Source organism: Candidatus Polarisedimenticolia bacterium, from assembly GCA_035764505.1.
In the GTDB taxonomy this organism is placed as follows: Bacteria; Acidobacteriota; Polarisedimenticolia; order Gp22-AA2; family AA152; genus AA152.
Genome location: DASTZC010000202.1, coordinates 1 through 11468, shown reverse-complemented (window position 1 = coordinate 11468; position 11468 = coordinate 1). Strand labels below are relative to the sequence as shown.

Below are 11468 nucleotides of genomic sequence, written 5' to 3'. Positions count from 1 at the left end.
CCGCATCACCCCCAGCCAGCATGGTCGCACAGATTAGAGGCGGCAAAGGGGGGAAATCCTTCGGCCATCGTCCAGCCCTCCGAAGGAAAGCGAGCCGAATGAGCCTCCAATCCGTCAGAGCCCGGCATATCTCCCGGCGTCCCCGACAAGGCGCTCGGGCTCGCCGCGCAGGCGCGATCCATCAAAAGGAGAACCCCATGGACCTTTCAGCAGACAAAAACGCCCTTTCCCACGCCCTACGACTCCGGGGAGCGCTTCTCGGATGTGCTCTACTGTCCATCGCCTGGGGAGCAGCCCGGGGCGCCACCAAGCCTCCCGATTGCGGTAAAGGGGATTTCACGCAGGATTTCCGCACCGCAGATTGCACCTTCGTGAACACCGGGCGGATGCCCTTCTTCGTCCTCGAGCCGGGATACTGGCTGGAGCTGGATGGGGACGAGAAGGATGGGTTTCATCAGGTGACGATCACGGTCCTGGGCGACACCGAGGTCGTGAACGGAGTGACCACCCGGGTCGTCGAGGAAAGGGAGCGGGTCGATGGGGAGCTCGAAGAGGTGTCACGGAACTTTTTTGCCCTCTGCCAGGAGACTGGCAGCTTCTTCTATTTCGGGGAGAGCGTCGACCTGTACGAGAACGGCGAGGTGGTGGGCCACGAGGGGGAGTGGAGGGCAGGAACGGCCGGTGCCAAGCCTGGGATCGTCATGCCGGGAGCCTTCCTTCTCGGCTCCCGCTATTACCAGGAGCTCGCCCCCTCGGTGGCCCAGGATCGCGCCTGCAACGCGGCGATGGGCCTCAGTCTCGCAACGCCGGCCGGGAGTTTTTCAGGATGCGTCGAGGTGGTCGAGACCAGCCCGCTCGAATCCGGCAAGAGCGTGAAGTTCTACTGCCCGGGGATCGGGGTGGTCCAGGACGATACCCTGAAGCTGACGGATTGGAGCGAGAACCCGAATTGAGGAAACAGTACAGCGATGGTACGGAATGTGACTGCGGTCACCGAACGAGGCGCCGGGGGATTGATACGGTGCCGTCAACGGCGGTTCCCTCCTCCTCCGGCTGATGCGAGGGATGACCCCGCTCCCCGGCCTCGGAGACGCGTCGAGAGTCGAGCTGAGGCGTAACCCAGGGCGGGGGGCGGACCGCCGGATTCACAGAACCACTCCCGCGAGTGACGACCAGCTGCGCGTAGGGAGAGGGGATTGGGGGAAGCCCTCGGGCTTCCCCCAATTTTTTGGCTCAGTTTTCCGGGTCAGCTCCCGTGGGGACGGTGGACCCTATCCAGCGCCTGCCGGTTCAGGATCTCAATCCGCTTCCGGCCCAGCTTGAGGATTCCTGATTCGGCGAAGGCTTCCAGCGTCCGGCTGATCACCTCGCGTGTCGTCCCCAGCTCGTCGGCCAGCATCTGATGCGTAACGGCAATCGGCTCCGGGTGACGCAGCAGCCGCGAGGCGAGACGCTGGTCCAGCCGCCGGAAGGCCACGTCGTCGATCAGCGCCATCAGATGCGACATACGCTCGGAGAGATAGCGGAAGACGAAAACCCGGAACGCGGGGGATTTCAAAATGCCGTCCAGGAAAAGGCTGCGCGGCAGGCCATAAAGCGTCAGGTCGGTCTCGGCGGCGCCGCGCGCCGGGTAGGGAGTCTCTCCGAGCAGCGCCACGACGGTGATGACGCAGCTCTCGCCCGGATTGAGACGGTAGAGGAGGATTTCATGGCCGTCCGGGCCGCTCTTGGTGGCACGGATGATTCCCTCCACCAGAAGCGGGTAATGGGTGCAGGGAGAGCCCTCGCTGAAAAGCTGCTTCCCCGCGGGGGCCGACATGAGCTTCGCCTCCTGCTCGACCCTTTGGACCAGATCCGGCGGCAGCCCCTCCAGGACCGGATAGGTGCGGAACAGCTTGTCCCTCTCTGATTTGTTCATCCCTCCCTCCTTCCGAACGCGGCCCTCGGCGGCGTCTCGCGGTCTCGTCAAGGAACGGTCGCCGTGACCGGTAACCAGGATCGCCGCCTGTTCCCGCGCCGGAGCGGGTGGGCCCATTCCCTCAAAATGACCGTCGGCGGTGTTTTTGATGGGGCACCAGCATAGACGATCCGATGCGGCCATTGAAAGTGAAAAAGCCACGGAACTCATACAAAACAAAAAGGCCCCCGGCCGGATGACCGGGGGCCTTCCGATCTTGCTTTCCTGCTTTGCTAGCGGCAGGTCTTCCTGCCGGACGGTCCCTTGCAGTTGTTGGAGCAGCAATCGGCGTTGGTGTTGCAGGAGTCGCCGGGCTGGCCGAGGGTGCAGCCGCCGCCACCGCCGCTGCCGAGGAACGAAGACACCGAGTTCCAATAGAAGAACAGGGCGCCGTCGACCGTGGCGTTGTTCTGCGCGTCACACGGATCGTTGACGTTGGTGCCGCAGGAGCCGGAGAGCTGGCCGACCACTTGTCCGGAGCCGTTCAACACGGGGGAGCCGCTGCTGCCGCCGTCGGTGGCGCCGGTGATGTCGCGGCTGTAGATGCGCTCGCCGCGCGGCCAGCCGGTGCAGGTCGGCGCGCTGGTGCTCACGTTGTGCTGCGAGTAGGCCTGCGGGCCGAAGTTCGGGTTGCTGATCCGGTAGAGCGCCAGGTTGTTGGTGTTGGCCGCGTTCGTGGTGTGGTCATTGGCCAGGGCCGGTGTGCCGGAAGGCGGCAGGGTGCTGAGCTGAAGCAGGGTGAAGTCGCCGCCTGTGCCGGTGGCCGCAACGGAAGCGCCGGTGGTGTGGTAGGGCCAGCCGTTGTTGGACGGGCAGGAGCCGCCGCAGCTGCTCTTGCGGAAGCGCCAGTAGAACTCGACGTTCTGCGCGTCGCGGGTGCGGTTCAGGCAGTGGTTCGCCGTCAGGAAGTAATTGGTGCTGGAGTTGTTGTCCTGGTCCGCCATCAGGCCGCCGGAGCAGGTGTAGATGAAAGCGCCGGCGATCCATTCCATCTTGGCAATGGCATCCTCGGGCACGGGGGAGCTGAGGTAGCAGGCCGCGTCCTCGACGCAGCTCGGGTTGCCGCAGTTCAGAGCGACCTCGGGACTCGGGGTGGGGGCCGGACGGCCGCCGACATGCCCGACTTCGGTGATGGCAAAGGTCAACTGTCGCATCTCGTTGGCGGTCGCGGGGCCGAACTGCCTGAGAACGAGGATCCCCTCGGGGCTGGCGACCGAGGCGGTCCAGAAATCGCCATCACGATTGGGGCCGTTGCGCTGGTAGGGGCCATAGGCCTCGCCGCTCTTGCTGTAGAAGTAGAGGTCCGCGCTGGGAGGAAGATCGAAATCGCTGATATGAACGCGAATGGCCTGCGCCCCCGGGGAGACGATGGAGCGTGCCCAGATGAAGCCGCCGTCGTCGGTTGCCTGAAGAACGCCGCCGGCCATCGGCCGCTCGGCCTTCGAAATCCCCGCTGCATCGAGATCCGAGACGACGACGCGCGGAGAGACCGCCTTCACCAAGCCAATCTTCAGCGGGATTTCCTTGCCGGAGAAGCTGGCGCGATCCTGGTCGGAGATGCTGATCCGGATGGGATTGTCGCCGGCGCGGCCGGGGGTCTCGCTGCTCAGCCAACTCTGGAGCTGCTGCATTCTTGCCTGCATCTCTTCGATGGTGAGAGCATCGCGGTCACCCTTGCCGGGTGAAGAGGGCGGCGCGGCAAACGCGCCGACCGCCAGGACCGCAGCCAGGCCGAAGACGAGAGCCGTGGCCGCCAGACGGAACGGGAGCGGATTACGGGACATGTGGAGGTCCCCCTTTCTGGGAAAAAGGTTGAGGAAGGAGAGAGTTGCGTGCGGGAGAGAAGCGGTACATCCGGTCCTTGCGGGCGCAAGGACCGGATGACAATTGCCTGTTTTGTCTCTCTTGCGGCCGGGGTGGCTCAGGAACCAAACCCCACTGACCCGCGGGCTATCGCGACCCGAGCGGGTCGTTCGTGGCCGGTGAGAGGGACCCGGCCGTCAGCGTGTACGAGCCGAGAGTGATGCTCGAATTGGAACGAGCTTATAGCGTCGGGAATCTACGCCTACTCTCAGGACGCTGCAATAAGAATCTTTCGCTCCCCGATCAGTCATTCCAACCGAAGCGGCGCTGGATCGACTCGAGCCAGCCCCATGTTGCCGGGTGCACCGTGTCGCCCCCTTCCTTCTCGAAGAAGAACTTCCGGCGCTCGATCTTGTCCGGGGCAACCTGATTCATGCTCGCGGCGTCGTAAAGCCTGCCATTGATCATGGTGTAGGCGACATTCTCCGAAAGCCGGATGTCGTCCAGGGGATTGCCGTCCACCACGACGAGATCAGCCAGCTTTCCCGGCTCGAGGGAGCCGATGTCATGGTCCATCCCCAGGTAGTGCGCTCCGTCCCAGGTGGCTGACCGGTACGCTTCCCATGGCGTGAAGCCTCCCTGGACCATCATCCACATCTCCCAGTGCGCCGCCAGCCCTTCGCGCTGGCCATGAGCGCCGAGCTGCACGGAGACCCCCAGGTCCCGCAGATGCTTGGCGGAGCGCGCCACGTAGAAATGGTTGTAGTGCTCGTCGGGGGCCTTCGTCCGTCGGATGGAGCGCGGCTCGACCTCGAAATGGGGGACGAAGCTCATCAGCCTCTTGTCCTCCCAGACATTCGTCCGGTCGTACCAGTAAGTCTCGCCCGACAGCCCGCCGTAAGCCACGCCCAGGGTCGGCGTGTAGCCCACCTTCGTCTGCGACCAGAGCTGCAGCACGTCGTCGTACAGGGTGGCGATCGGCACGGCATGCTCGATGCCGGTGTGGCCGTCGACCACCATCGTCATGTTGTGCTCGAACTTGGAGCCACCCTCCGGGACCACCATCATCTCCAGCTTGCGCGCCGCCGCGAGCACCTGCTGGCGTTGATCGCGGCGCGGCTGGTTGTAGCTCTTCACCGAGATCGCCCCGACGTCCTTGAGGCGCCGGATATAGAACTCGGCGTCATCCTGGCTGTCGATCTCGGCGTGATAGCCGGGGCCGTCGGCACCGTAGAGAATCGTGCCGGTGGAGTAGATGCGCGGGCCGACGATCGCTCCGGTGCGCTGCAGCTCGGAGGCCGCGAAGATCGAGCTGGTGTCGTTGGACGGATCGTGGATTGTGGTGACACCGAAGGAGGCGTTGCTGTACTGCATCCAGTTCTGCTGCGGGGTGATCTCGTTGATCGACATCGCCCCATGCGCATGCACGTCGATCAGCCCCGGCAGGATCGTCTTGCCCGACACATCCACCCGCACGGCCCCGGCCGGCACGGCGACGCGCGACGACTCGCCGATCGCCTCGATGCGGTTCCCCTTGATCAGGATCGTCCCGTCCTCGATGACCTCCTCGGTGGCGCCGGCGTCGCGCATCGTGACGATGCGGCCGCCGGTCAGCGCGATGCGTCCCTGCGGGCGGTCGGAGGCGACCTGGAAGCGCAGGTCCAGCCCTTCCTCCACCGGCTCCGGAAGCTTCTCGGGCGCTCCTTCCAGGAAGGAGAAGGCGTCCTTCAGCTCGCGCGTGTACAGCGTCGGTCCGTGTGACCAGTGCAGCTTGGCGCTGTCGGCCGACCAGTGCAGGAACTCGCCGGAGCGCTTGGAGACCTGCTGCACCGGGATCGACTTCGATTTCGAGCCGATGTCCACGCGCTTGCCCGTCAGCGTGAAGGGGGCGACGTAGGCGTTGAACTGCTCGGTGAAGGCGACCCAGCGCCCGTCGGGCGACAGCGCGAACTCGGTGGCCTGAGCTCCTCTCAGGTGGACGCGCTCGTCGTGTCCTTCCAGGTCGACGCTCTTGAGGACCAGCTCCGTCTCATCCAGCTCGTCGGAGAAGAAGACCCGGTCGCCGGTGGCGCCGAACTGCGCATTGAACCCTGACTTGCTGAGCCGCTTCGGAGTGCCGCCATCGGCCGGCACGAGATAGATGCCGGGGTCCATCGAGTAGAAGCCGGAGGTCATGAAGCCGTCGGTGAACTTGCGGAAGACGATCTGCTTCCCGTCGGGGGAGAAGCGCGGCTCCAGGTAGTGTCCCGGCTCCGGCGTCACCACCTTGCCCGCCCCGCCTTCGGCGGAGGTGACGCGCACCCGGCCCAAAGCGTCATCGTCCCACGTGACGTAGGCGATCTTCCTGCCGTCGCGCGACCAGGAAGGATAGAACTCGAAAGCCTGCTCCTGGCGGTTCAGCCGCCGCTGCTCGCCGCTCTTGAGATCGCGGAGGTAAAGGTGGCCGAGCGCCTGGAAGACGACGCGCCGGCCGTCGGGGGACATCTGGGCCCAGCGGATCATGCGTACCGGGAACCGATCGGGGGAGACCTCCACCGGAAAGCGCAGCGCTTTCTGCACTTGCTTGGTGGCGTGCAGATGGACCGGGATCCCGGCGACCTGCTTCGTCCGGATGTCGATGCGATGGATCTTGCCGGCCGACCAGAAGACGATCGACTTGCCGTCGGGTGTCCAGGAGAAGGCGGGGGTGTTTCCCATGCTGCCGTTGGCCTCCTGCAGGTCGCGATCGAGATGCTCGTAGATCGGCCATTCCTTCCCCGAGACCAGGTCCTTCAGGTAGAGCGCGCTGGTGAAGGCCGGAGTGCGCTTCACGAAAGCGAGGAGCTTGCCGTCGGGGGAAGGGGTGGGGCGGATGGCGCCGCCCGGGTCGTCCACCAGGACATCGACCTCGCCGGTGGTCCGGTCCAGACGCTTGATGGCGAAGATCTGGCCCGTCGAGTCCTTGTTGTACTGCCAGACGCGTCCGGCCGTAATGTCCTGACTGTAATAGATGTAGCGCCCGTCGGGGGAGAGGCTGGGCTCGGCGATGTTCTTCTGGTCCTTGTTCCCGTTGGGACGCTCCACCAGCTGCAGCCCTTCGCCGCCGCCGGCGTGGAACAGCCAGATCTCGCCGGCCGGGATGCTGCGCGTGGAGGTGAAGCCTTTCTTCGCGACGATATAGGCGCCGTCGCGGCTCCAGTACGGGTTGTGGACCAGGTTCGTCTTCTCCTCCGTGACGGCCTTCGGGTCGGAGCCGTCGGCCTTCATGACCCAGAGGTTGTCGCCGCCCGCGCGATCGCTGATGAACGCGATGCGCTTGCCGTCGGGGCTGTAGCGGGGCTGGTGGTCCCAGGCGATGCTCTGGGTCAGCGCCTTCGCCTCACCGCCGGCGATCGGGACGGTGTAAAGGTCGCCCAGGGCGTCGAAGACGATCGTCTTGCCATCGGGGCTCACGTCGACGTTGGTCCAGGTGGTCTCCTCGGTGTCGATGGAGATCGAGGACCATTCCCCGCCCGGAGCATTCACGTCCCACTTCTTCTCCTCTTTCTTGTCCTTGTCGTCTTTCTTCGCGTCCTTCGCGTCCTGCGTCGCTCCGGACTTGGGCGCTTGAGCGCCGGGGACGGCCCGGGGAGCGGAGAAGGAGGTTGCCAGTAGGAGCAGGCAGATTGAGGGCATCGACCAACGGATGAATCGAGGTCTCATGGGACGGGTCTCCTGCGGCGGGCGGCCGCGACGGCGGGAACGATGCTTCTGCAAACATGAACTCCGGTTTCTACGTGGAACGCCCGGTCAAGGTTGCGCTTCTTCCATCGCTCCCCCGGGGCAATGCGAGTCCTGCCCGGAGGGCTCGCCGGGCGAGCCAGCGATGACCCAGCTGCCGCAGGCAGCCAGGCGGAAGCTTCGGAGGTTCAGTGCGAGTGGTCCGGGCTCCAGTTCAGGACCACCCTCAGCGAAGAAGGGACCTCGTCCTGCGATTCCCGCAGCGCCAGCCAGCGGGTGTGCGCCGGGTCAGGGACCGCCACGGCGATCCGGCTGGAGAAGGTCAGCAACGCCTTCGGGGTGCCGGGCGCCAGCGTTCCGGCAGTCTCCTGGATGGAGACCGACATAGCCTGGTGGCCGCCCGCCTTCGGCTCGATGTACCAGATCTCCTTGCCGTCCTGCTTCCAATGGGCTTCCGCTCCCGCCTGCGGCGAGATCAGCCACTTGCGGTCCAGCTTCGGGAACGGCTGGACGAAGATCTGCGGCCGACCCGATTCCTCCGAGGTGTAGGCCAGATAGCGGCCGTCGGATGACAGGGCCGGCTCCCGCACGGCGAAGTTCTCCGTCAGGATGGCTCGCGCCTTCTTCTCCTGGAAGTCATATACCCAGATTTCATAGCGCGAGGCCCCGGTCTGCGGGCCGTAGACGAACAGCAGATATCGCCCGTCCTCCGACCAGCCCGAAAGCTGAGTGTCGTGCAGCGTTGCCTTGAACACCGGTTCTCGCGGGCTGGTCGCCTCCACCGGCTGCATATAGATGTCCTCGCTGCCGGTGTCGCGGTTGACGAAGGCGACCCGCGTCCCGTCCGGGGCCCACATCGGATCGTACGAGTCGTTGACTCCGTGGGTCAGCGGCACCAGGGTGCCCCGATCCAGATCGCCGATCCAGATTTGCGATTGCAGGCTGCCTTCCCAGCGGGTGAGGGCATAGCGTTTCCCGTCGCGTGACAGGACGGGGCTGGCGTAGCGGCTCTCGGGCGCCGGAATGGGGGTTTCGTGGCCCTGGAGGTCGAGCCAGATGGGGGTCGAAGGCATGGAAGCAAGGCCGGTGTTGTAGGCGATGTCCCCGGCCAGCGAGACCGACACAGGCACCAGGCCCATGTTGGCGTCATACATCTCTGCCGTGTCGATGGGAATCGCCCGCTTGCCGGCCTCGGCCGTGAACGTGGTCAGGTCGAATGGCACCGCCGTGAGATGCTCGCTCCGGCGCAGCAGCAGGTAGCCGGAGGGAAGCACGACGGCGGAGGAGGCATCCGACAGGACGCGGCGGATCGGCCCTCCCTTGAGCGAGGCGAGGTAGATTCCTCCGGCGGTGCGCAGCGCTTCGGCGTTGTTGCTCCAGATCAGGAAGAGGAAGTGCTCTCCGTCGGGCAGCGCGACCGGGAAGCGGTGCGAGCCGTCCGGCAGCTGCGGATCGACGTGCGTCACCTCCACCGCCTCACCGCCGTTGGCGGAGACCCGGAAGATGCCGCTGTTGGGAGAAGGGGCGAACAGAATCGTTCCGTCTTTCAGCCATGCCCCGCCACGCGGCCCCTGCTTCAGGTCGGCGCGCTCGTAGAGATTGGTCGACAGGCGCGACTCCAGATCCATGCGGCGCAGGAAGCCTTCCTGGAAGTAAGCAATCGAGCTGGAATCGGGAGACCAGAAAGGGAACTGGGCCCCGGCCGTATTCGCAAGCGGCTCTGACGCGAAGCTTCCCAGGGAGCGCATCCAGAGCTGCCCGCGCAGCTGCTCCCCCGAGAAAGGATCGAGCGCCGCCGAGTCGGAGGTGCCATAGACGATCCGGCGGCCGTCCGGCGAGACTACCGGCGGTGTGTAAGCCGACACCCTCTGTCCTGACGGGAGTCCGATCTCGAGGGAGATGGTCCGCTGGGCGTACGCCGGCGGTCGCGCCCCACTGACGGGCAGCCATCGGAGGAGCAGGAGCAGCAGCGCTGCCCCGGCCACGACCCAGGCAGCAATCTCCCGCCAGTGCCGCGCAGCGGGGACGGGCGCTGCCGGCGCCGCCGCGGCCGAAGTGAACGTCTCGGAGGATTCGAGATCCAGCAGGCTATCTCCGGCCGAGCGCAGCCGACGTCGCGGGTCCTTCGCAAGGCAGCGCTCCAGAAGCCTGCGGGTCGCTACAGGCGTCTCGGCCGGCAAGAGCGTCCAGTCGGGGGAGTTCTTCAAGACGCTGGCAAGGATGTCGGAGATCGTCTCCCCTTCGAACAGACGCCGGCCGGAAAGCATCTCGAAGAGGATCACGCCGAAAGCCCACAGGTCGGCGCGCCGGTCGGCCGGCTTGCCGCGCGCCTGCTCGGGGCTCATGTAGGCCGCCGTCCCCAGGATCATTCCCTGCCGCGTCATGCCCGCCGTCATGGTGGGGGAGTTCATGGTTTCCTGCGCGGCCATTTCCGCGGAATCACCCAGATAGGCGCGTGCGAGACCGAAGTCGAGGATTTTCACGCGGCCGTCGGGAGTGATCTTGATGTTGGCCGGCTTCAGGTCCCGGTGGACGATTCCCTTCTCGTGCGCCGCCTCCAGCCCCTCGGCGATTTGCCTGGCAATCTCGAGAGCCTCGTCGACCGGGGTCGCTCCCTGGGCGATGCGTTGCGATAGATCGTCCCCCTCGACCAGCTCCATGACCAGGTATCGGCGCGAGCCGGCCTCCTCGAAGCCGAACAATGAGGCGATGTTGGGATGCTGCAACGCGGCGAGAGCCCGGGCCTCACGCTCGAAGCGCGCCACCCGGTCGGGCTCGTTGGCGAAGATCTCGGGAATGATCTTGAGGGCTACCTCGCGTCCCAGGCGCGGGTCGCGCGCGCGGTACACCTCGCCCATGCCGCCGGCGCCGAGCGGACCGACGATCTCATAGTTCCCGAGCTTAGCTCCTGGCGAGAGAGGCATGGTCGCCGGATTATAGCCGAGCCATGGAAAAGGGTGCGCCGCGCGGGTACCGGGCAAGCACGAAAGGTCACGGCCGATCCGCTCCGCAGACACTGAAAATCTGATACGCTCACCCGAACATGCCACTTCAGCCGGGAAGCCGCATCGGCCAATACGAGATCGTCGCGCCTCTGGGCGCCGGGGGAATGGGCGAGGTCTATCGCGCCACCGACTCGCGCCTGAAGCGCTCCGTCGCCATCAAGATCCTTCCCGACGAGGTGGCGCGCGATCCCGAGCGTCTCGCCCGCTTCGAGCGCGAGGCGCAGGTCCTGGCTTCGTTGAATCATCCCAACATCGGCGCCATCTACGGCGTCGAGGAGTCGGGCGGCACGCGCTGTCTCGTCCTGGAGCTGGTCGAAGGCGAGACGCTCGCGAGCCGGATCGATCAGGGGGCGCTCGACGTCCCGGAAGCGGCTCGTCTGGCCCTGCAGATTGCCGAAGGGCTGGAAGCGGCGCACGACAAGGGAATCATCCACCGCGACCTGAAGCCGGCCAACGTCATGATCGCGGCCGATGGCAGCGCCAAGGTCCTCGACTTCGGCCTGGCCAAGGCGCTGGAGGAGGAATCGGCGGGCGGCGGGAGTGCCTCGCTGTCGCCGACGATGACCGCGGCCGCGACGCGCCTGGGGATCATCCTGGGCACCGCCGGCTACATGAGCCCCGAGCAGGCGCGCGGCAAGGCGGTGGACCGCCGCGCCGACATCTGGGCCTTCGGCGTCATCCTGTTCGAGATGCTCACCGGCAAGCGGCTGTTCACCGGCGAGACGGTCTCCGACACGCTGGCCGGAGTCCTGCGCGCCGAGCTGGATTGGAAGCTGCTGCCGTCCGACACTCCGGGGCCGCTCCGGCGGCTGCTGCGCCGCTGCCTCGACCGCGACGTGAAGCAGCGGCTGCGCGACATCGGCGAGGCGCGCATCGTCCTGGCCGACTGGCTCGCGGGCAAGGCGCCCGAAGAGGCGCCGGCCGCGTCGCCCGCGCCCGGCCGGCGCTGGAGCCTCGCCTGGAGCGCGGCGAGTGCCCTGATACTGGCGGCCGGAGCAGCGGTG

The 11468-nt window shown here is 66.1% G+C and carries 6 protein-coding genes; 2 read left to right on the top strand and 4 right to left on the bottom strand.

The window, feature by feature from the left end:
• Nucleotides 1–197 precede the first annotated feature (197 nt).
• On the top strand, nt 198–953 hold the full coding sequence (locus tag VFW45_13375) for a hypothetical protein (protein ID HEU5181775.1): 756 nt from the start codon (nt 198–200) through the stop codon (nt 951–953).
• Between the two features lie 293 nt (nt 954–1246).
• Here the strand turns inward: VFW45_13375 and VFW45_13370 are convergent, their stop codons facing one another.
• The 4 genes from VFW45_13370 to VFW45_13355 form a co-directional block, all read right to left on the bottom strand.
• Nucleotides 1247–1918, bottom strand: coding sequence for a Crp/Fnr family transcriptional regulator (locus VFW45_13370; protein HEU5181774.1), 672 nt, complete (start codon nt 1916–1918; stop codon nt 1247–1249).
• Nucleotides 1919–2190: 272 nt separating this feature from the next.
• Nucleotides 2191–3741 (bottom strand): serine protease, encoded by a 1551-nt coding sequence (locus VFW45_13365; protein HEU5181773.1) that lies wholly within the window; start codon nt 3739–3741, stop codon nt 2191–2193.
• 322 nt (nt 3742–4063) lie between these two features.
• Nucleotides 4064–7441, bottom strand: coding sequence for an amidohydrolase family protein (locus VFW45_13360; protein ID HEU5181772.1), 3378 nt, complete (start codon nt 7439–7441; stop codon nt 4064–4066).
• 206 nt (nt 7442–7647) lie between these two features.
• On the bottom strand, nt 7648–10383 hold the full coding sequence (locus tag VFW45_13355) for a protein kinase (protein HEU5181771.1): 2736 nt from the start codon (nt 10381–10383) through the stop codon (nt 7648–7650).
• Between the two features lie 119 nt (nt 10384–10502).
• Between VFW45_13355 and VFW45_13350 the strand changes: the two genes are divergently transcribed.
• Nucleotides 10503–11468, top strand: a 966-nt coding sequence (locus VFW45_13350; GenBank protein HEU5181770.1) for a serine/threonine-protein kinase, incomplete at its 3' end; no start/stop codon positions are given.

Excerpts from the sequence above, each read along its gene's own strand:
- VFW45_13375 (HEU5181775.1), top strand. The coding sequence starts at position 198 with ATGGACCTTTCAGCAGACAAAAACGCCCTTTCCCACGCCCTACGACTC.
- VFW45_13370 (HEU5181774.1), bottom strand. The coding sequence starts at position 1,918 with ATGAACAAATCAGAGAGGGACAAGCTGTTCCGCACCTATCCGGTCCTG.
- VFW45_13365 (HEU5181773.1), bottom strand. The coding sequence starts at position 3,741 with ATGTCCCGTAATCCGCTCCCGTTCCGTCTGGCGGCCACGGCTCTCGTC.
- VFW45_13360 (HEU5181772.1), bottom strand. The coding sequence starts at position 7,441 with ATGAGACCTCGATTCATCCGTTGGTCGATGCCCTCAATCTGCCTGCTC.
- VFW45_13355 (HEU5181771.1), bottom strand. The coding sequence starts at position 10,383 with ATGCCTCTCTCGCCAGGAGCTAAGCTCGGGAACTATGAGATCGTCGGT.